Genomic DNA, 21048 nt, shown 5'->3' with positions numbered 1-21048 from the left:
GGACGCGACATGAAGTCAGGCAACGTGAAGCAGGGACTGTTACTGGCCGGGGTGTACGCCATGGCCTGTTGGGGGCTGTGGCACCTGTCGGTGGACCAGTTCTTCCTTCCCGCCGGGCTGCGGGTGGCGGCGCTGATCGTGGTGCCACCGCGCCTGTGGCCTTATCTGCTGCTGGGTGAGTACGCCTACTTCGCACGCCTGCGCGGGCCAATGGTGGACACCCATGGACTGGCCTGGGCCGTGGCGGGATCAGCGGTGCTGATGCCGGCGGTGATGGCAGTTGTGCACCTGCACCGCCGCATGATCGCGACCCGCAACGAACTGTGGTTGCCTTCGGTGGCGGCACTGGCATCGGCGGTCACCTGTGTGCTGAAGCTGTTGTCCATTCACCTGCTATGGCCGACGCCCCCGGACACGCCGGTGCTGCATCAGGCCACCGTGTACCTGATCGGCGATTTCACCGCGATTCTGACTCTGGCCCCGCTCGCGCTGTTGTGGATGCGGCGCACAGGCACGGCGCGGTCGCGACGGATCGCCCCGCGCAGCGCCGCAGCCGCCTGCATCCTGTTGGGGATGGGCCTGGCCGCCGCGTTGCTGCCGGCCAATCTTGCCCAGTTGCGCGGGGGCCTGCTGCTGCTCATGGCCCTGCCCGCGATTGCCCTGACCGTGCTGCATGGTTGGCGTGGCGCGGCCATCGCGGTGCCGTTCTGGAGCATCGTCACCGCCCTCAGCATGCACAGCACCGGCCTGCCGGGTTCCTTCGACGCCAGTACCTACGCCTGGCAGCAGCACCTGTCGCTGTACGGCGTGGCCCTGCTCAGCCTGGGTGCCAGCCTCAGCTACTACCACCGGCAATACCGGACGCGCACACGAAGCGAACAGCAGGTGCTGGCGCAGTCACGCGCGGCACTGCATGCAAGCGAAGTGGCGTTGCGCCACCGTGCGCAGCAGATGCGACGGGTCGGCGAAGGCATCGATCTCTCGCACGCGCAGATGGTGCAGTGGCTGCGGGCACATGGCCATTCGCGACTGGCGGACAGCCTGCTGCACACCGCTGAAGTCTGTTCAAGGCAGTTCCGTGCGCAGACCAGCATGGTGTACCCCGCCGCGCTGGAGCAGATCGGCCTGTACCTGGCGCTGCAGACCAGCGGCATCGGCCAGGAATGGGAACGCAGCTACCGCGTACTGCCGCCGCGCTTCGGCGGTGACCCGTGTCGGCTGAGCGTGGACCTGCAGCTGGCCGCCTACCGCACCCTGACCGATGCAGTGTCGCTGCTGCTGGAGCACGAGCCGGGCCAGCTGCGGGTGCGCGTGCGGTGCGGGCAACAGCGGCAGATGCAGGGACTGGTGATGACGCTGCGCCTGCTTGATCCGGCGCAGACCATCAGCACGGCAACCACCGTGCTGGCGATCGAGCGGCTCAGCGCTCGCATCCGGGCCTGTGGTGGTCGGATCGAGTGCAGGGGGCGCTGCATCCGGGTGGTGCTGCAGGAGCCCGTGCGGGTCCCCGCGATGTCCTCGCACGAATATCAGAATCGTTTCAAAGCCGTCAGCCACACGCGGGATTAGCCTTTATTTCACGCGACGAGCACGGCATCCGTGCCGCGCGGACATTCAGAGGCCCCGTGGAGGCAGCCGGCGTGACGGTGGACGACTTACGTGTGTGCGGGTTCCAGAGCGATGAAATCGCGTACTACCAGGTCAAGGACGCAACCGGCCGGGTGATTGTGTATTTCGCCAACGCGGGCCATCTGTTCTGGGCTATTCCGGCGGGCGCGGTTTCTGCGCGCACCTCGCTGCCGTCATGGCGATTGAAGACTTCGCCGGACGCGGTGCCGATTGTTGTCTATCGCAATCCGCGCTTCTCGCTGGTGCTGTACGACGACGGCAAGGTGCCCGTTTGGTCGGTCGAGCAGCCGGATTTCGATTCGACACGATACATTCCGTGAGCTTCAGTGAGAAATGTGAAAGCCTGCGCAGATTCAGAATTTGCCCCTAAAGTCCCCCGCCGGCTGGCCGCTACCAAACCTGAACCACCCGGAATCGAGCGAACCAAACATGCCGGCACTGTTGCAGGGCGCTTTTGACAGCAGCCCCGGTGATGCACTTCCCCAGCGCATTCTGCTGGTGGAAAACTCGCGCACGTTCACCACCATGTTGAAGGAAGCCATCGAGCAGCGGCTGGAGCTGCCAGTATCGGTGGCCACCAGTCTGGCCGAGGCCGGACGCCTGCTGGATGAGGAAGATGGCTGGTTCCTGGTCCTCACCGGCCTGGTCCTGGCTGACGGCGACCGCGACCAGGTCGTGGAGTACTTCCTGTCGCGCGGACTGCGCACCGTGGTGGTCAGCGGCGTGTACGACGAAGACCTGCGCAAGCGCGTGCTGCAGCAGCAGATCATCGACTACGTGCTGAAGAACACCCCCGGCAGCGTCGACTACCTGGTGTGGCTGGTGCAGCGTCTGGAACGCAACCGTCGCATCGCTGCGCTGGTGGTGGACGACTCGATGTCCGCACGCATGTACGCGGCCTCGCTGCTGCGCATGTACGGCCACGACGTCTACGAAGCTGCCGACGGAGCCGAAGGCCTGAAGGCCATCGAGGCGCATCCGGCCATTCGTCTGGCCGTGGTGGACCAGGAGATGCCGGGCATGGAGGGCGTGGAGTTCACCCGCCGCCTGCGCACCCTGCGCTCGCGCGACAAGGTGGCGGTAATCGGCATTTCCGGCAACACCGACCAGACCCTGATTCCGCGCTTCCTGAAGAACGGCGCGAATGACTTCCTGCGCAAGCCGTTCTCGCGCGAGGAGTTCTTCTGCCGTGTATCGCAGAACGTCGACCAGCTGGAACTGATCGGCACCCTGCAGGACCTGGCCACGCGCGACTTCCTGACCGGCCTGCCCAACCGCCGCTCCTTCCTGGAGCAGAGCCAGCGCCAGCTGCCGGCACTGCAGCACAGCGGCGAGAAGGTGGCCGTGGCGATGATCGACATCGACCACTTCAAGCACATCAACGACACCTACGGCCACGAAGCGGGCGACGACGCGCTGCGCGCGGTGGCCGCCACCGTGGCCGACCATGCGCGCGACCAGGACCTGACCGCCCGCTTCGGTGGCGAGGAATTCTGCCTGCTGGTGCCGGGGCTGGAGGAAGACGAAGCGCTGGGTTACTTCGAACTCCTGCGCCAGCGCATCGCCTCGCTGCAGGTGCATCTGGGCCCGACCATCCTGCGCATGACGGTCAGCATCGGCGTGTGCTGCCTGACGCCACAGCGCGATTCGCTGCACCTGCTGATCTCCGAAGCCGACCGCCAGCTCTATCTGGCCAAGGCCGGCGGCCGCAACCGGGTGAGCAGCAGCAACAGCGCCACCCCCGCCCGGGTTGCCGAAGCAGTGCCTTGATCCAGATCAACGCGGGGGCGCTGCCCCCTGCCTAGAGTGGCTCCCAAAGGCAATCGCACAGGGAGCGCGACATGGCAGTTCTGGTCTGGCAGGACGATCTCAACACGGGGATCGACGTCATCGATCACCAGCATATGCGGATCGTGGAGATGCTCAACCATCTGCACGCGGCGCAGACCAGCATGCATCGACTGGCGGTAGCCGAAGTCATCGACGAGCTGATCGACTACACCATGTCGCACTTCGCGTTCGAAGAAGAGCTGATGGAGGAAGCCGGTTATCCGTTCTGCGCGGCGCACAAGCGCGTGCACGAGATATTCGGCAAGCGCGTGCTCGAGTACCGGATGCGCTTCCAGGCCGGCGAAGATGTCACCGATGAACTGCGCAACATGCTGTCACGCTGGCTGTTCAACCACATCCGCGGCGACGACCAGGCCTATGCGCCGGCGGTGAAAGCGCATCTGAACAAGTTCGCACGCGAACACGAACAGGGCGGCTGGCTCAGCCGGACGGTCAAGCGCCTGTTCGGCTGAGGGCGGCGCGCCGGCTCATGGCCAGCAGCGCCAACAGGGTGACCAGCGCGGTCAGGCACAGGTAGAAGCCCACCGCCAGCAGGCCGAAGCGTTCGGCCAGCCAGGTGGCCACATACGGGGCCGGCGCGGCACCCAGAATGCCGGCGATGTTGAACGACAGTGACGCCCCGGTGTAGCGCACCTGCACCGGGTAGATTTCCGCCAGGAACGTGCCGCAGGGGCCATAGGTGAGCCCCATCAGGAACAGCCCCAGCGACAGGAAGCCGATCACCATCCACGGGCTGCCAGCCTGGAACAGCGGCGCGAACACCACACCGAAACCCAGAATCAACCCACTGGCCACGATCATGGTGCGGCGCGTGCCCCAGCGGTCACCGTACATTGCCGACAGCGGAATGCCGGCGGCGAAGAACAGGATGCCAACCATCTGCATCAGCAGGAACTGCTCACGGCTGTAGTGCAGCACGGTGGTGCCGTATCCCAGGGTGAACACGGTCATCAGGTAGAACAGCACAAACGTCGCAAACGCGCCCAGCGTGCCCAGCAGCAGGGTCAGCGGGTGATGGCGCAGCACTGTCCACATCGGCAGCCGCACGCGCTCGTTGCGGTCCAATGCGGCCTGGAATTGCGGCGTCTCGTGGATGTTCAGGCGTACCCACAGCCCCACCGCGACCAGCAGCGAACTGGCCAGGAACGGCACGCGCCAGCCCCACTGCAGGAAATCGGCATCGCTCATCAGCCGGCCCAGCAGCAGGAAGATACCGGCTGAGAGCAGGAAACCCAGCGGTGCCCCCAACTGCGGGAACATGCCGTACCAGGCGCGCTTGCCAGGTGGTGCGTTCTCGGTGGCCAGCAGCACCGCCCCGCCCCACTCTCCGCCCAGCCCCAGGCCTTGACCGAACCGGCACAGCGCCAGCAGCGCGGGAGCGGCCAGGCCTATGCTGGCGTGGGTGGGCAGCAGACCAATGGCCACGGTGGATACACCCATGGTCAGCAGTGCGGCGACCAGGGTGGCCTTGCGGCCGATGCGATCGCCGTAGTGGCCGAACACCGCCGAGCCAACCGGGCGCGCGATGAAAGCCACCGCGAACGTCGCCAGCGACTGCAACAGGGCGGCCCCCTCACTGCTCTGCGGGAAGAACAGGTGGGGGAACACCAGCACCGCCGCGGTGGCGTAGATGTAGAAGTCGAAGAACTCGATGGTGGTGCCGATCAGGCTGGCAGCCAGCACACGGCGGGGCGAATTGACGGGCGTTGCGGCGGCGGTGGTCGACATCGGGCACACTAAGAAAGGCAGCTGCCGGATTCTGCCACGCGGGTTGCAGTGCGCGGGGGGATAGTTGCACGCGCAATCGATTGGATGTTCAGGTGCCCAGATGAATCCAGGTCGCCTTCAACTCGGTGTACTTGTCGAACGCATGTAATGACTTGTCGCGCCCGATGCCGGACTGTTTATAGCCCCCAAACGGCGCAGTCATGTCGCCGCCATCCCACTGATTGACCCACACACTGCCGGCGCGCAGCTGCCGTGCCACGCGGTGCGCACGGCTCAGGTCGCGCGTCCAGACGCCCGCAGCCAGCCCGTACACCGAATCATTGGCCAGCCGGAGCGCTTCCTCTTCGCGGTCGAAACCCTGCACCGCCAGCACCGGCCCGAACACCTCCTCGCGCGCCAGGGTATGGCGGGCATCCACTTCATCGAACACCGTCGGCTGCACGTAGTTGCCGCCGGCCACCACCTCGACACGCTTGCCGCCCAGCAGCAGCCGCCCGCCCTCGGCCTGGCCGCGGGCGATGTAATCCAGCACGCGTCCCGCATGCGCGCCGTCCACCAGCGCCCCCATCGATGCCTGCGGGTCCAGCGGATGGCCCGGCTGTATGTGCTCGGCATGAGCCAGCACCCGGTGCACGAACTCGGCCTGCACCGATCGCTGCACCAGCAGTCGGGACGCGGCCGTGCAGACTTCACCCTGGTTGTAGAAAATGCCGGCAGCAGCGGCCTTCGCGGCGGCGTCCAGATCGGGCGCATCGGCGAAGACCAGGTTGGGACTTTTGCCCCCACACTCCAGCCACACCCGCTTGAGGTTGGAACGCCCTGCGCATTGCAGCAGGGTGCGGCCGACGGCGGTGGAGCCGGTGAACGCCAGTGCGTCCACGTCCATATGCAGGGCCAACGGCTCGCCCGTGCGCTGCCCGTGCCCCGGCAGCACATTGAACACCCCATCCGGAATGCCCGCTTCGGCCGCCAATGCGGCCAGGCGCACCGCGCTCAGCGGCGACCGCTCCGACGGCTTCAGAATGACCGAGTTGCCCGCCGCCAGCGCGGGAGCAATCTTCCAGGCCGCCATCAACAGTGGAAAATTCCACGGCACGATCGCCGCCACCACGCCGACCGGCTCGCGGCTGATCAGGCCCAGCGTGTCGACGCCGGTCGGTGCGATCTCGCCATACACCTTGTCGACCGCTTCGGCGGTCCAGCGCAGACAGCGCACGGCCCCTGGCAGATCGTCATTGCGCGCGTCACGCACCGGCTTGCCCATGTCCAGGGTTTCCAGCAGCGCCAGTTCGTCCGCGTGCTGCTCGACCAGATCGGCCAGCCGCAGCAGCACCCGCTTGCGTTGTACGGGCGATGCCCGCGACCAGTGACCCGCCTCGAAGCTGCGTCGCGCCGCGACCACGGCGCGATCCACATCGGCCACACTGCAATCGGCCACCTGGGCCAGCAGCCGCCCGTCGACCGGGCTGATGCAGTCGAAACGCGCGCCGTCGGCGGCGTCCACATAGCGCCCGTCGATAAACGCCTGACCCTGCGGGCGCAGCGCGTCGGCCTGCTGCTGCCATTCGGCGCGGCTGCGCACGGCCCGTTCATGCAGAATGCTCATCGGCCCTCCACCTGGACAATCTGGCCCCGTTATACCGGTTCCGTCACGGTACGCCGTGATGCAGCTGCGATAGAGTCGTGAGCACCCCGTTCAAGACCGGAGTGACCGATGGCGTCCGTGCAGACCCCGCTGTCCACGCTGTCCCGGCAGCGCCCCGATTCACTGGAGGCGTTCTGGATGCCGTTCACCGCCAACCGCCAGTTCAAGGCCGCGCCGCGTCTGCTGGTCCGTGCCGAGGGGATGTACTACCACGACGTCGACGACCGCCCAATCCTGGATGGCGCGGCCGGGCTGTGGTGCTGCAACGCCGGCCATGCCCGCCCGCGCATCGTGCAGGCGATCCAGGAGCAGGCCGCGCAGCTGGATTTCGCCCCGCCGTTCCAGATGGGCACGCCGCTGCCCTTCGTGCTGGCGCAGCGGCTGGCGGCGCTGGCACCGGCCTCGCTCAACCATGTGTTCTTCACCAATTCCGGCTCCGAAGCGGTGGATAGCGCGATGAAGATCGCGCTGGGCTACCACCGCCTGCGCGGCGAAGGCCAGCGCACCCGCTTCATCGGCCGCGAGAAGGCGTATCACGGGGTCGGTTTCGGCGGCCTGTCGATCGGCGGCCTGCCCAACAACCGCAAGGCGTTTGGCCCCCTGCTGGCGGGCAGCGACTTCCTCCGCCACACCCTGGATCTGTCACGCAATGCGTTCAGCCCCGGCCTGCCCCGCCACGGTGCCGAGCTGGCCGAGGACCTGGAACGACTGATCGCGCTGCACGACGCCTCGACCATTGCCGCGGTTTTCGTCGAACCCATCGCCGGCTCGGCCGGCGTGATCCTGCCCGCCCCGGGCTACCTGCAACGGCTGCGCGAGATATGCGACCAGCACGGCATCCTGCTGGTGTTCGACGAGGTGATCACGGGTTTCGGCCGGGTCGGCAACGCCTTCGCCGCGCAGCGTTTCGGGGTCACCCCGGACCTGCTGACGATGGCCAAGGGCCTGACCAACGGGGCGGTGCCGATGGGGGCGGTCCTGGTCTCCGACGCCATCCACAGTGCCTACATGCAGGGGCCGCCCGGAGCCATCGAACTGTTCCATGGCTATACCTATTCGGCGCATCCACTGGCCTGTGCGGCGGCGCTGGCGGCGCTGGACACCTACGCCGCGGAGGGCTTGTTCGATCGTGCCATCGAGCTGGGCGAGTACTGGCAGACCCGGCTGCACAGCCTGCGCGGGCTGCCCAACGTAATCGACATCCGCAACTTCGGGCTGATCGGCGCGATCGAGCTGGCCGCGCGCAAGGACGCCCCCGGCAGCCGCGGCTATGAGGTGTTCGAGCGCTGCTTCCGCGACGGCCAGTTGCTGGTGCGCTGTACCGGCGATGTAATCGCGCTGTCGCCGCCGCTGATCATCGATACCGACCAGATCGACCGGATCGTGGACGTGCTGGGCGAGATGATCCGGGCCACCGGGTGACCGGTACAATGGTCGGTCACGTCCCGCCCGCGTACCGGATTGCATGGAAATCGTCGTCAAAGAAGAACTCAAGGCCTATATCGACCCGCTGACCGCGGACGAGCACGAGGCGCTCGAACGCAGCATCCTCGCCGAAGGCTGCCGCGATGCGCTGGTGCTGTGGAACGACGTGCTGGTGGACGGCCACAACCGCTTCGGCATCTGCCAGAAGCACGGCCTGCCGTTCCAGACCGTGCAGAACACCCGTTTCCAGTCGATGGACGACGTGCACCTGTGGATGATCGAGCAGCACCTGGGCCGGCGCAGCGTGTCCGACTTCCAGCGCGGCGTGCTGGCGCTGCGCAAGCGCGACATCCTGGCCGAGCGCCATCGCGCCGAACAGGCGCTGTTGCAGCAGGAAAGCGACGGTGAGATCGCCGAAGCCCCCAGTGCGGGCGACGAAGACAGCCCGCCGTGGGCACCCGCGCCCAAGGTCAGCCGCGCTGACATGGCCCGCGAGGCCCGCCTGAGCAGCAGCCAGGTCGGCATGATCGAGCGCATCCACAAGCAGGCCGCGCCGGAGCTGGTGGAAGCGGTGAAGACCGGCGTGATCTCGATCAGCGCCGCCGCTGCGGTGGCCGACCTGCCGGAAGAGGAACAGCGCGCCGCCGCCGTGGGTGGCAAGGACGAGCTGAAGCAGGCGGCCAAGCGCGTGCGCGAGGCCAAGCGCAAGCCGCGCAAGCCAGTGCAGGAGGTGCTGGCCACGGCCGAAGCCGATTTCGAAGCCGACCCCAGCCGTGAAGCGGAAATTGCCGAAGCGTTGGAGGCGCTGGGCGAAGGTCCGGCCGAACTGCGCCAGCGGGTGATTGCGCTGACGCTGGAGAACGACGCGTTGCGCAAGCAGTTGGCCGAATTGCGCGCGGCGAACGGCTGATCGGGGTGCCGGCCAGCGGCCGGCACTACCGGATTGCGTGCAGGCCGCAATCATCGAACGCCCGATAGACTGCGGACATGACCTCAAGCTCCCAACCCGACCCGCGCCGCGCCCAGCTGCGCCGCCTCAAAGCCATCGCGCTGCTGATGCTGCTGGCCATGCTGGCCGGTTTCGTCATCAGCCACCTCAACGGCGAGCGCGGCATCTGGGCCTGGGTCTCGGCCTTCTGCGAAGCCGCCGCGGTCGGCGCGCTGGCCGACTGGTTCGCGGTGGTGGCGCTGTTCCGCCGGCCACTGGGCCTGCCGATTCCGCATACCGCGATCATTCCGCACAGCAAGGACCGCATCGCCGACAGCCTGGCGGTGTTCGTGCGCGACCAGTTCCTGGAACCGCAGGCATTGCTGGCCCGGCTGCAGGTGTTCGATCCGGCCAGCCGGCTGGGCTGCTGGCTGGCCGACCCGGTGCGTTCGCGGATGCTGGCCGACATGGCACGCGGCTGGGCGCTGCAGGCGCTGGATTTCCTGGATGAAGCCGCTGTCCGCCGCAGCATCCAGAGCTTCGTGATCCAGCAGTTGCGGCAATGGAATGCGGCGGCCACTGCAGGCGAACTGCTGGGCCTGCTTACCGCCGACAACCGCCACCAGCGCGTGCTGGACGAAGGGCTGACCCGGGTCAGCGAATGGCTGGACAAGCCTGCGGTGAAAGAACGTGCGTCCGAGTTGATCGTGCGCTACATCCAGCGCGAATGGCCAAAGCTGGCCAGTACGGTGAACTGGGTGAAACCCATCGACGAGATCGGCGACAGCCTGGCCGAACGCCTCGCCCACGCGATCCTGGGCGAGCTGCAGCAGATCCTGGCCGAACCCGAACACCCGCTGCGGCGCGACTACGAAACCTGGCTGGCCGACTACATCCGCCGTCTGCGCGAGGATCCCGCACTGGCCGCGCAGATCGAGCAGATCAAGCGGCGCGTGATCGAGCACCCGGCCGTGCAGGACTATGTGCAGGGCCTGTGGGCGCGCATCCACGCCGCGCTGCGGGCAGACCTGTCCAGCGAGGACTCCGCGCTGGCTGGCCACCTGCGGCGCAGCCTGAGTGGGGTAGGCGAAGCGCTGCAGAACGACCCTGCACTGCGGGAAGCACTGAACCAGCACCTGATGGACGGGGCCGAACGCCTGACCAGCCGGCTGCGCGAGGGGGTCACCACGCACATCGCGCAGACCGTGAAGGGGTGGGACGAGCGCCATCTCGTGGAGCAGCTGGAACTCAGCGTGGGCCGCGACCTGCAGTTCATCCGCTTCAACGGCACCCTGGTGGGCGGTCTGATCGGACTGGCCCTGCATGCGTTGACCGTGTGGCTGCACTGGTAAACGGCTCACGACCAACGGTCGTGAGCTACCGGGCCGTGAAATGTTCGATCGGTAGGGCACGACCGTTGGTCGTGCCGCGTTGACCCTCGGTTGACACTTTGCCCGGGTGTTTTTGTGATGGGGTTCGCGTATTCTGCCGCCCATTCAGGAACACACAGGCTCACAGGGGGCCGCCATGAAACGGATCATCATGATGCTGGCGCTATGCGCGCTGGCCGGCAGCGCCCACGCCCAGCGCGTGTACAAATGCGCGGACAAGGGCCAGACCATCTACCAGACCGTGCCCTGCCCGCCCGAGCAGGACACCGGCGTCACCCGGCCGATCACCCGCGATCCGAATCTGACCTGGGAAGACCGCACCCGCGCCGAACGCAACCTCTACGATGCCCGCCGTCAGCAGCAGGTCGCCGCCGGCCGCTACCAGGAACCGGTACGCGGTACCGTCATTGACGGTTCGATGGATCCGGAAAAGTGCGAAGACCTCAAGACCCGCTCGGAAATCGCCGAGATCTTCGGCCGCAAGACGCCGGACAGCGTCCAGGCAGACATGGCCAAGGCTTGTGCAAAGCGCTGACGCCGCTACCCCGCAACCGCGCGGATCGCGGCCACCAGCGCGTCCATCTGCGCAGGCGTGCTGAAGATGCCCGGGGTAGCGCGCAGGCAGGCACCGGAGGCCAGGCCGTCGCGCGGGACGACGAACACGCCGGACTGCTTGACCATGCGCTCGGCGGTGGCGGCGTTCGCCGCCATGCCGGTCTGGCCGCGCAGACGGAAGCCGGCGATGGCGCTGGCAAGGCGCTCGTCCGGCGAGGCCAGCAGCTGGATCCGTTCGTCGTCACGCACGGCATCCACCCAGCGGTTTCGCAGGTGCAACAAGCGCGCGCGCTTGTTGGCCACGCCAATGCGCTGGTGCAGGTCCAATGCCACCGGCAATGCCATCACCGCAGCGAAATTGACCGTACCGGTGTGTACGCGGGTGCGCAGGTCGTCGCCGTCCGCTTCGCCCATGTACGGGTCCAGATCACGCACCCTGCCCCGCTTTACGTACACGGCCCCCAGCCCTACCGGTGCACCGATCCACTTGTGCAGGTTGATGCCGACAAAGTCCGCGCCGAGATCGCGCAGCGGCGTATCGACCTGGCCGATCCCATGCGCCGCATCCAGCACCACATCCACGCCAGCGGCGCGGGCCATGGCACTGATCTGCGCCACCGGCAGCAGCATGCCATTGCGGTGGTTGACCTGGGTGAGCAGCAGCAGACGCGTACGCGGATGCTGCGCCAGTGCCTGCCGGTAGGTTTCCACGATGCCGTCGTGGTCGAACGGCTCAGGCAAAGCGATGCGTACCGGGATCACGCCACGCCGCGCCTGCAGCCATTGCATGGCGTCGATCATGCTGTCGTAGTCGGTATCGGCGTACAGCACGGTGTCGCCGGGCTGCAGCCGGCGGTAGCCCCCGATCAGCACCTGCATGGCCTCGGTGGCACCGCGGGTCAGCACCAGTTCGTCTGCATCCACCGCCAGCACCTCGACCAGCCGCAGGCGCGCCTGCTCGAACAGCGACGGGAACGCCCGCCGTCCGAACCAGGCATTGCCGGCGTTCACCGTGGCGGTGGCCTGCTGATAGGACTGCAGCACGGGGCGCGCCATCGCCCCCCAGTAGCCGTTGTCGAGCATGACGACCTCGTCGGTGAGGTCGTACAGCGCGCGCACCTGGCCCCACCAGCCCTCGTCCCCGGCCAGCTGCGCCGGGGTTCGACCGTCAAGCGTGGGCAGCACCGCCGGCTCAGCCGACATGGCGTTGCCCGCCAGGCCGGCCGCCAGCGGCAGGGCCAGCGCCCCGCGCAGCAGGTGACGTCGTTGCCGGTCCATCAGTAACGGATCCGGTATTCGGCGTAAACGTTGCGGCCATCGGTGTCATACGGCGCGTTCCGCGAGTAGATCAGGCCGCGGCTGGCCTGGAACGTGGCTTCGTCGGGATAGCGGTCGAACAGGTTGTCCGCGCCGATGCGCAGGGTCTGCTGATCGGTGACCTTGTAGCTGAGCGCCAGGTCGAAGAAGCTCATCGCACCGAAGCGCTGGAAGATGTCGCCGGTGGCATTGCCGGAAGAGTCGGTCCATGCCCCGTAGTATCGCAGCTTGCCGAGCACACTCCAGCGCCCGATCTCATACTGGCTGCTCAGCGTGGCCTTGTGCTCGGGCAGGCGCTCTTCAAAGATGCGGCGCTGGCTGTCGTTGGTCGCCACGCCGGTGCGGCCACTGTCGACGGTGGTCTGGTTGTAGTTGTAGCCCAGCGTGGTGTTCAACCGCCCTGCGCCGAGGCCGGTGACATAGCTGCCCACCACATCCACACCCCGCGTGGTGGTGTCGAAGTCATTGGTATAGAAGCTCACCGAAGTGAAGCGCAGCGGGTTCGGCGTGCCGGCCGGCACGGCGTAGGCGGCCGACTGGCTGAAGCGGTCGGTAACCTTGATGTCATACACGTCCACCGAGCCGGAGAAACCGGCATCGGTCTTCCAGGTCAGGCCGAGCGAAGCGGTACGCGATTGTTCGGGCTTGAGCGGTTGTGCACCCAGCTGCACGGCCAGGGGATCGCTGGGCGACAGGCGGCCGGTGGTGAACACCTGCAGGGTCACCGTATCCAAACCCTGCTGGGTGCTCTGGGTGTACAGCTGGCCCGGCGTCGGTGCGCGGAAGCCGGTCGACACCGAACCGCGGATCGCGATATCCGGAGTGAACGCGAAGCGCGTGGACAGCTTGCCGTCGATGCTCTCGCCGAACGCCGAGAAGTGCTCGTAGCGGGTCGCCGCACCCACCGTCCAGCGCGCGGTGATCGGCGCTTCCACGTCGATGTAGGCGGCGCGGCTGCGCTGGCTCCAGCTGCCGGCGTTGGTGTCGCTGAAACCCGGCGCGCCGTTGGCACCGCCGGCCAGACCGGTCGCTGCACCCGGGCCGATCGCGTAGGAGGCTGGGTCGCCAGCCTTCACTGCATAGGTTTCCTCGCGCGCCTCGGCACCGAAGGCGATGTTGATCGGACCTTCCAGCGCGGACACGGGCAGCGAATAGACCACATCGGCATTGACGTTCTTCTCGGTCTGCGACAAGCGCCCCAAGTAGAACGAGGTCGGGCTGTCCGGACCCAGCGAGGCATTGATCGCGTTGTCGATGGTGTAGTCGATTTCGTTGCGCCCGTATGAAGCACTCACGTCCCAGCGCCAGCGCTCGCCGATGTAGCCGCGCAGGCCGAGCACGGTCTGCAGGTCGTCCTGCTCGTTGCCGTACTGCGGACTGAAGCCCGTGGGATACAGCGAACGTGCATCCCAGCCCGGGAACACGCTGCTCGGGTTGTAGACCGAGGCGGTGCCGTCCGGATTACGCCAGTTGAAGTCGCTCATGCCCTCGCTGTGACCAAACAGACCGAAGCCATACAGGTCGAGGCTGTCATGAAGCGCCAGGTTGAGATTGAAACCCGCATGACGGTTTTCGAGGTCCGGCTGGCCCCAGCGCTGCACGGGATCGGGCACATCCAGTTCCGGATGTGCGTTCTGGAAGGCGATCGCATCGGCACGCTGACGGCTGCGCGAGGTGGCATCGGACTTGTCCCAGTCGGCGAACAGCGACAGGCTGCCGGAATCCCCCAGCGCGAAACCGTGGCGGGCACCGACCTTGCGGCCGCGACCGTCGCCTTCGCTGTACTCGGACAGCCCGAGCGACACTTCACCCCCGACGCGATCGTCCAGGATGATGTTGATCACGCCGGCAATGGCGTCGGAGCCGTACTGCGCCGAGGCACCGTCACGGAGGACTTCGATGCGCTGGATGGCGTGCACCGGAATCTGTGCCAGGTCCGGGCCCTGCGCGCCGCGCGCGCCGAGCAGTGCCGAACGGTGGAAACGGCGGCCGTTGACCAGCACCAGGGTCTGGTCGGGCGACAGGCCGCGCAACGTGGCCGGACGCACGAACACCAGGCCGTCGTTCATCGGCATGCGCTGCACCACGAACGACGGCACCAGCTGCGCCAGCACGTCGTTGAGATCACTCGACTCGATGGCCTGGATCTCTTCCTGCGAGAACACGTCGACCGGAGCCAGGGTGTCGAACTGGGTGCGGTTGCTGCCGCGTGTACCGGTGACGACCATCGTGTCCAGAGTGGTGGGGGCCGCGGCAGTCCCTGCCGGAGCGGTCTGGGCATGCCCTTCGGCAGCCATGACGAGAGAAACAACGGACACAACGGCAACCGCCAACGCACAACGCTTCACCAGCAACTCCAGGTCAACTCGAAAGGGGGACGCGTGGACCCTCCGCTCCAGCGCGCGGGGCGCAGTCTGTTCAGCTGGGATGTCGTGAAGATGACGCTGTGCACCGCATCAGATGACAGGCACCCTGATGACTTGAAGAACGAAATGATAATGACTATCATTCGCCGCGATCCGACGTGTCGAATACGACATGACGGGACGAGCTCCAGGGATACCGCTGCGCCAAACAGTGGCTGGGCCAAGGATGGCCTCTCTTGCTGCCTGCTGCGCCCCGCAGTGGGCGATTGCCGTTGGAACTTCGACTTTGCAGGACCTTGTGGACAGCACGCCTGACGCACATTGGCTCGCCCCTGTGGGCCGCTTCTTCGCCCGCCCCTGGCTGGGCGTGCTCTCACGCAGTCTGGCGGCAATCTTCGGCGGCTATGCGCTGGCCGCGACCTGCTCGATGTTCTTCGCCGTGGCCCAGCCCGGCGCGCGCTCGCAGGCCGTGCTGACCGGCATGCTGGTCGGCATCGTGCTGTGCGCCTGTGCTGCGCTGTGGGCGTTTGCCACCCGCACCGCGCTGCGCGCCTGGATCGGCATCGCGCTGCCGACCGCGCTGTTCTGGCTGGGCACGCTGTTGCTGGAGAGCCGCGCATGAAGAACGGCTTCCGCCAGTCGATGGCCTGGCTGCACACCTGGACCGGCCTGCTGGTCGGCTGGCTGTTGCTGCTGATCTTTATGGCGGGCACCGCCAGCTACTACCGCGACGAGATCAGCCGCTGGATGCGTCCGGAGCTGCCGCGCAGCACGGTCAGCAGCGACGTGGCCGCGCAGCGCGCGCTCACCTTCCTGCAGCACAAGGCTCCGCAGGCTGAAAGCTGGAACATCACCCTGCCCAGCCCGCGCAACCCGGCCATGCGCATGTTCTGGCGCAACCCCGAGTCGATGGTGAAACCGCCGGCCGAAGGCGAGAAGCGCCGTCGCGGTGGCGGTCGCTTCGGCGACGCCACGGTGGATCCGAACACCGGCAACGAAGTGAGCGCACGTGAGACCCGTGGCGGCGATTTCTTCTACCGCCTGCATTTCGACCTGCACTACATTCCGGTGCTGTGGGCGCGCTACCTGGTCGGCTTCTGCGCCATGTTCATGCTGGTGGCGATCATCACCGGGGTGATCACCCACAAGAAGATCTTCAAGGACTTCTTCACCTTCCGCCCGGACAAGGGTCTGCGTTCGTGGCTGGACTTCCACAACGTCAGCGCGGTGATGGCCCTGCCCTACCACGCGATGATCACCTACACCGGCATCGTCACCCTGATGTTCATGTACCTGCCGTGGGGCATGAACAAGGCGTACCCGAACGACGAAGCGGCGTTCTACAGCGAAGCCTTTGCACGCATGGCCGACGTGGAAGGGCCTGGCGAAGGCAGCGCCACACCGGTGCCGATCCAGCAGCTGCTCGACAGCGCGCGGCGCGAATGGAAGGGCGCGGATGTGGGGAGCTTCGTGGTATCCCGCCCCGGTGCCGCCAATGCGGTGGTCGATGTGTACCAGCGTGATGTCCGTCGCCTGTCCAGCGATGCGCCTTCATTGCGCTTCAATGCGGTCACCGGCGAGCTGGTGCAGGCCAGCCCGGTACCGGGCGGTGCCACCCAGACCCGCGGCGTGATGTACGGCCTGCACCTGGCCCACTTTGCCGACTGGGGGCTGCGTGCGCTGTTCTTCCTGTCCGGCCTGGTCGGCTGCCTGATGGTGGCCAGCGGCGTGGTGCTGTGGGCGGTGAAGGAACGGCCCAAGCATGCCAAATCGGGCAGGACCGGCTTTGGCCTGCGCCTGGTCGACGCGCTCAATATCGGTGCGGTGGCCGGCCTGCCGATCGCGTTTGCGGCCTATTTCTGGGGCAATCGTTTGTTGCCACTTGAGCTGGCCGAGCGCCCGGCTGCTGAGGCCAATGTGTTCTTCTATGCCTGGGGCGCGGCCCTGCTGGCGGCCTTCCTGTGGCCCAAGCGGCTGATGTGGGCGGCGCAGCTGTACGTGGGTGCCGCGTTGTTCGCGCTGATTCCGGTGGTGAACGCGCTGACCACGCATGCGCATCTGGGCGTCACCCTGCTGGCCGGCGACTGGGTACTGGCCGGCTTTGATCTGATGATGCTGGCGTTCGGCGCGATGCTGGCCTACTGCGGCCTGCGCATGCAGCGCTGGCAGCCGGCGCTGAGCGCGGCCGAGAAGAAGAAGCGTCAGGCCGCTGCTGCTGCGGCGGCGGCGGCGAAACCGCCGGTGCCGGCGGAGGCCAGCGCATGATGCTGCTGGCCGTGACCTTGAGTTTCGCCGCGTTCACCGCGCTGTCGCTGGCGATGGAAAAGCATCAGCTGGAACTTCACGGCAAAGCCGCGGCGAGTGCCAGCGTGCGTACGCGGTGGCGCGTGCTGGGTTGGGCGCTGCTGTGTGTATCGTTCGCGCTGACTGTGGTGGACCACGGCTGGGCTGCGGGCCCTGTGTTGTGGCTGGGCACGTTGACCATTGCCGGACTGCCGATCGCGTTCGGGTTGTATCCGTGGCGGCAGCGGTGGTTGAAGCCGCTGGCGTGTGGGTTGCCGGTGTTGGGGCTGGTGGCCGCGGTGCTGTAACCGGCGGCACGACCAACGGTCGTGCCCTACCCAGGCATTGTGATTCCGCGGTAGGCCACGACCGTTGGTCGTGGCGAATCGACATATTGCGGTTCAGCGGTAGGCCACGACCGTTGGTCGTGGCGCACGGACATCACGCGCCGTAGCGGCGCAGCTCCCACGCGCGGTGGATGCGCGGATTGCGCTGGAAATCCTCGTCGATGGTATCGGCGGTGATCTCCTTGCACTGCGCGAACTCCTTTACCGCTTCCTCGTCCAGCTTGAAACGACGGAAGTTGTTGGAGAAGTAGAGCACGCCTTCCGGAGTCAGCCGGTTGACCGCCGCCCGCAGCAGCCGCACATGTTCGCGCTGCACATCGAAGTCTTCGGCACGGGCCGAGTTCGAGAACGTCGGCGGGTCGCAGAAGATCACATCGAAACGGTGACGTTCGGCTTCCAGCCAGGCCAGCGCATCGGCCTGCACCAAGGTGTGCTGGCTGCCGCCCTTGCCATTCAAGGCCAGGTTGTCGGCACACCACTGCAGATAGGTGCCGGACAGATCCACGCTGGTGGTTGACGCGGCACCGGCCACGGCGGCCTGCACGCTGGCCACGCCGGTGTAGCAGAACAGATTGAGGAAACGCTGGCCCTCGGCCACCTGGCCCATGTGCCAACGCAGCGGGCGATGGTCGAGGAAGAGGCCGGTGTCGAGGTAGTCGAACAGGTTCACGCGCAACAGTGCATCGTTCTCGCGGACCATGATGAACTCGCCACGCTGCTCGAAGCGTCCGTATTTGCTGCCACCCTTGCCGCGCTCGCGCGACTTCAATGCGACCTGCTCAGCCGGCACCTGGAACACCTCGCGCGCAGCCGACAGCAGCTCGTTGCGGCGACGGCGCACATCCACGTCGGGAATAGTGGCCGGTGCGGCGTATTCCTGCACATGCAGGAACGTGCGACCGGCACCGCCGTCCTCCTCATATACGTCGATGGCGGCGGCATACTCAGGCAGGTCGGCGTCGTAGACGCGGTAGCAGGTGACCTGGGCCTTGCTGCGCCAGGTCTTGTACTTGCGGATGTTCTTGCGCAGGCGGTTGGCCACCATCTGCGCGCCTTCGCTGAGCTCGCGCGGCTCACCGCTGTTCTCGCGCTGCGGCACCGCAATCGGGTCGCACACGATCAGCGCGCATTCGATGGCACCGTTGAACAGCTGGTACTTCTTGCTGGCGCGCAGGCCGGTGGCGAAGGCGAGGTCGGCACTGCCGCACAGCAGACTGGCGCGCCACTGCGGCACCGCGCGCTTGAGCGCATCGCCAATGCGGCGGTACAGCACCGCGTCAGCGGCCAAGCGCTCGTCGTAAGGCGGATTGCAGACCACGCAGCCGGTTTCCTGCGGCGGCACCTGCACATCGGCGACGTCGCGCACGCCGAACCAGATGGCGTCGGACACACCGGCCACTTCGGCATTTTCCTTGGCCGCGCGGATCGCCAGCGGATCGATGTCGCTGCCGTGGATCACCTGCTTGAGCGCGGCGCGCCCGACCTGCTCGCGTTCGCGCGCTTCGGTCAGCAGTGCCTTCCAGCTGTCACGGTCAAAGCCGAGCCAGCGGCTGGGCGGAATGCTGCCGTGGCGCTGCAGCCCCGGGGCCACGTCGGCAGCCATCAGCGCGCCTTCGATCAGCAGCGTGCCGCTGCCGCACATCGGGTCCAGCAGACCGCCGCCCTGCGCGTGGATCTTCGGCCAGTTGGCACGCAGCAACACGGCAGCGGCCAGGTTTTCCTTCAAGGGCGCATCGTTCTGCGCCATGCGCCAGCCGCGGCGGTGCATGGGGCCGCCGCCGAGGTCGATGGAGATCGTGGCGCGGCCCTTGCGCAGCGACAGGTTCAGGCGCACGTCCGGGAACTCCACGTTCACCGACGGCCGCTCCAGGCCCTGCGCACGCAGGCTGTCGACCACGCCGTCCTTGACCCGCTGGGCGGCGAAGCGCGCGTGGGTGATCTCGGTGCCGGAGACGTGGGCGTCCACGGCCAGGGTCAGTTCCGGGGCGATGTGCTGCTCCCAGGGCATGGCACTGACGCCCTGGTACAGGGAGGCTTCGTCGGGGCAGTCGAACTCGGCGATGGGCCACAGCACGCGGCTGGCCAGTCGCGACCACAGCACCACCCGCTGCGCCTGCGCCAGCTCGCCCTCGGCGTTCACGCCGGAAATGGTGGCGGTGGCCTTGGGCAGGCCGAGCGCCAGCAGTTCGTCGGCGAGCAGATACTCCAGGCCTTTGGCGCAGGAAACAAAGAATTTCACGGGGGCGGGTACACAGGTCAGCGGACCGCGCATTGTACGTGACCCGGCGGCAAGCGCCCGGCAACGCTCCGTAGAGCGGGGCTTGCCCCGCTGAAGCCTTACCGGTACGTCCCAGCCGGGCAAGCCCGGCTCTACGTTGGCCAGCCATGGCCCGGCGTTACAGCCCCGCCAGCAGTTCCTCGAAGGCGCGGGCGGAGGCCTCCACATGGCGTTCCAGGCGGTGGCCGTCCTGCACCAGCAGCAGCCGCGCCGAGCGGGCCTGGGCCCAGGCAATCACATCCGCCGCAGGAATCAGCTCGTCCTGCCAGGCATGCACCACGCTGGTCGGTACCGGCGCGGCGTCCAACGCCGGCATGGGTCCCATCCGGGTCGGCGGCACCATCAGGAACAGGGCCTGGGTCGGCACCTGCAGCGAGGCAATGCCTGAAATGTAGGCACCCAGGCTGGAGCCGGCCAGCACCACCGGACCGCGGGCGGCAGCGGCAGCGGCCAGGCCGACCAGCCGCTGCAGGCGGGCCGGCACATCGCCGACGTTGCTCACCTCACGGCGGGCATCCAGGTCGGTGTAATCCGGCCGCTCATGGGTGAAGCCCAGGCGTTCGGCGACCTCGGCCAAGGCGGTCACCTTGGTCGCATCGGGGCCGCTCTCAAAGCCGTGCGACAGAATGCAGTGACCGCGGCTCATGCCGGGACCACGCGGGGAAAAACAGGGGCAGTGTTGGTTGCGCTCATGGCCTGAATGCTAGCATCGCCGCATGTCCCACCGTGCCCTGCCCTCCATCGACCTTCAGCCGCTGCCCTATGTGGCAAAGCTGTCCCACCGGCCGCGCGAGGACATCGACCTGGTGGTAATCCACTGCACGGAGCTGCCGGATCTGGCGATGGCCCGCGAGTACGGTGAGCGCGTGCTGTATGACAGCGGCAGCGGCAACAGTGGGCACTATTACATCGACCGCGATGGCAGCATCGTGGAGTACGTCCCGGTGGAGCGGATGGCCCACCACGTGAGTGGATTCAATCCGCGCTCGATCGGGATCGAACTGGTCAACACCGGGCGTTACCCGCACTGGCTGGACTCGCGCCACCAGGCGATGGATGAGCCTTATCCCGATAAGCAGATCGCCGCGTTGATCGACCTGCTGCAGCACCTGTGCGACACCCTGCCCGGGCTGCAGTTCATTGCCGGCCATGAAGCATTGGACACGCGGCAGGTTGAAGCCAGCGACGATGCCGAGCGCCAGGTGCCGCGCAAGCGCGACCCCGGTCCGTTGTTCCCGTGGCCGCGGGTGCTGGCGGCGGTGCGGTTGCAGACGTTGACCGGCTGACCCGTTGCCGGGCAAGCCC

General features: G+C 67.0%; 18 protein-coding genes. 12 read left to right on the top strand and 6 right to left on the bottom strand.

The genetic code is table 11. From position 1 onward, the window contains the following. Window positions 1-9: 9 nt before the first annotated feature. The 4 genes from PDM29_RS14260 to PDM29_RS14245 all read left to right on the top strand — a co-directional run bounded on the left by PDM29_RS14260 (window position 10) and on the right by PDM29_RS14245 (window position 3932). On the top strand, window positions 10-1569 hold the full coding sequence (locus tag PDM29_RS14260) for an MASE1 domain-containing protein (protein ID WP_311190756.1): 1560 nt from the start codon (window positions 10-12) through the stop codon (window positions 1567-1569). A 77-nt stretch (window positions 1570-1646) separates the two neighbouring features. Beyond that, the gene (locus tag PDM29_RS14255; protein ID WP_311190755.1) at window positions 1647-1949 is read left to right on the top strand and encodes a hypothetical protein; all 303 of its coding nucleotides are present in this window, start codon (window positions 1647-1649) and stop codon (window positions 1947-1949) included. Window positions 1950-2058: 109 nt separating this feature from the next. After that, the gene (locus PDM29_RS14250) at window positions 2059-3399 is read left to right on the top strand and encodes a diguanylate cyclase (protein WP_311190754.1); all 1341 of its coding nucleotides are present in this window, start codon (window positions 2059-2061) and stop codon (window positions 3397-3399) included. A 71-nt stretch (window positions 3400-3470) separates the two neighbouring features. Then, window positions 3471-3932, top strand: coding sequence for a bacteriohemerythrin (locus tag PDM29_RS14245; RefSeq protein WP_125359441.1), 462 nt, complete (start codon window positions 3471-3473; stop codon window positions 3930-3932). Here the strand turns inward: PDM29_RS14245 and PDM29_RS14240 are convergent. Both PDM29_RS14240 and PDM29_RS14235 read right to left on the bottom strand, forming a co-directional pair. Continuing rightward, window positions 3913-5208: an MFS transporter gene (locus PDM29_RS14240; protein WP_311190753.1), complete on the bottom strand. Its 1296-nt coding sequence runs from the start codon at window positions 5206-5208 to the stop codon at window positions 3913-3915. The genes PDM29_RS14245 and PDM29_RS14240 overlap by 20 nt on opposite strands. Before the next feature lie 88 nt (window positions 5209-5296). Beyond that, on the bottom strand, window positions 5297-6814 hold the full coding sequence (locus PDM29_RS14235) for an aldehyde dehydrogenase (protein ID WP_311190752.1): 1518 nt from the start codon (window positions 6812-6814) through the stop codon (window positions 5297-5299). A gap of 108 nt (window positions 6815-6922) precedes the next feature. Here PDM29_RS14235 and aptA point away from each other — a divergent pair, with 108 nt between their 5' ends. The 4 genes from aptA to PDM29_RS14215 all read left to right on the top strand — a co-directional run bounded on the left by aptA (window position 6923) and on the right by PDM29_RS14215 (window position 11132). Then, a complete protein-coding gene (gene aptA, locus PDM29_RS14230) occupies window positions 6923-8275 on the top strand; it encodes an omega-aminotransferase AptA (RefSeq protein ID WP_311190751.1) in 1353 nt (450 codons plus the stop codon). Window positions 8276-8318: 43 nt separating this feature from the next. Then, window positions 8319-9188 carry a ParB N-terminal domain-containing protein gene (locus PDM29_RS14225; RefSeq protein ID WP_311190750.1) on the top strand — a complete coding sequence of 290 codons (870 nt, stop codon included), beginning with the start codon at window positions 8319-8321 and terminating at the stop codon, window positions 9186-9188. Between the two features lie 77 nt (window positions 9189-9265). After that, the gene (locus PDM29_RS14220) at window positions 9266-10558 is read left to right on the top strand and encodes a DUF445 domain-containing protein (RefSeq protein ID WP_311190749.1); all 1293 of its coding nucleotides are present in this window, start codon (window positions 9266-9268) and stop codon (window positions 10556-10558) included. Window positions 10559-10733: 175 nt separating this feature from the next. Next, window positions 10734-11132, top strand: coding sequence for a DUF4124 domain-containing protein (locus PDM29_RS14215; RefSeq protein ID WP_311190748.1), 399 nt, complete (start codon window positions 10734-10736; stop codon window positions 11130-11132). A 5-nt stretch (window positions 11133-11137) separates the two neighbouring features. On the opposite strand, the gene PDM29_RS14210 is transcribed toward PDM29_RS14215, so the two are convergent. Continuing rightward, complete coding sequence (locus PDM29_RS14210) at window positions 11138-12430, bottom strand: aminotransferase class V-fold PLP-dependent enzyme (RefSeq protein WP_311190747.1); 1293 nt, start codon at window positions 12428-12430, stop codon at window positions 11138-11140. Then, window positions 12430-14766, bottom strand: a complete 2337-nt coding sequence (locus PDM29_RS14205; RefSeq protein WP_311193793.1) for a TonB-dependent receptor plug domain-containing protein — start codon at window positions 14764-14766, stop codon at window positions 12430-12432. Before PDM29_RS14205 ends, PDM29_RS14210 begins: the two co-directional genes overlap by 1 nt. A gap of 355 nt (window positions 14767-15121) precedes the next feature. Here PDM29_RS14205 and PDM29_RS14200 point away from each other — a divergent pair, with 355 nt between their 5' ends. Genes PDM29_RS14200 through PDM29_RS14190 form a run of 3 tightly spaced genes read left to right on the top strand, consistent with a single transcriptional unit; the run spans window position 15122 to window position 17426 of the window. Beyond that, window positions 15122-15457, top strand: a complete 336-nt coding sequence (locus PDM29_RS14200) for a DUF3649 domain-containing protein (RefSeq protein ID WP_311190746.1) — start codon at window positions 15122-15124, stop codon at window positions 15455-15457. Continuing rightward, window positions 15454-17100, top strand: coding sequence for a PepSY-associated TM helix domain-containing protein (locus PDM29_RS14195; protein ID WP_311190745.1), 1647 nt, complete (start codon window positions 15454-15456; stop codon window positions 17098-17100). Before PDM29_RS14200 ends, PDM29_RS14195 begins: the two co-directional genes overlap by 4 nt. After that, window positions 17097-17426, top strand: a complete 330-nt coding sequence (locus PDM29_RS14190; RefSeq protein ID WP_311190744.1) for a DUF3325 domain-containing protein — start codon at window positions 17097-17099, stop codon at window positions 17424-17426. The genes PDM29_RS14195 and PDM29_RS14190 overlap by 4 nt, the downstream gene beginning before the upstream one ends. A gap of 133 nt (window positions 17427-17559) precedes the next feature. On the opposite strand, the gene rlmKL is transcribed toward PDM29_RS14190, so the two are convergent. Both rlmKL and PDM29_RS14180 read right to left on the bottom strand, forming a co-directional pair. Next, window positions 17560-19704 (bottom strand): bifunctional 23S rRNA (guanine(2069)-N(7))-methyltransferase RlmK/23S rRNA (guanine(2445)-N(2))-methyltransferase RlmL, encoded by a 2145-nt coding sequence (rlmKL, locus tag PDM29_RS14185; RefSeq protein ID WP_311190743.1) that lies wholly within the window; start codon window positions 19702-19704, stop codon window positions 17560-17562. Window positions 19705-19861: 157 nt separating this feature from the next. Further along, on the bottom strand, window positions 19862-20389 hold the full coding sequence (locus PDM29_RS14180) for a hypothetical protein (RefSeq protein WP_311190742.1): 528 nt from the start codon (window positions 20387-20389) through the stop codon (window positions 19862-19864). Window positions 20390-20459: 70 nt separating this feature from the next. On the opposite strand from PDM29_RS14180, the gene PDM29_RS14175 reads away from it, so the two are divergent. Then, window positions 20460-21029, top strand: coding sequence for an N-acetylmuramoyl-L-alanine amidase (locus PDM29_RS14175; protein ID WP_311190741.1), 570 nt, complete (start codon window positions 20460-20462; stop codon window positions 21027-21029). Window positions 21030-21048: the final 19 nt, after the last annotated feature.

The organism is Stenotrophomonas oahuensis, assembly GCF_031834595.1.
Lineage (GTDB): Bacteria > Pseudomonadota > Gammaproteobacteria > Xanthomonadales > Xanthomonadaceae > Stenotrophomonas > Stenotrophomonas oahuensis.
The sequence above is the reverse complement of the archived record's forward strand: the minus strand, read 5'-3'. Positions and strand labels throughout refer to the sequence as shown.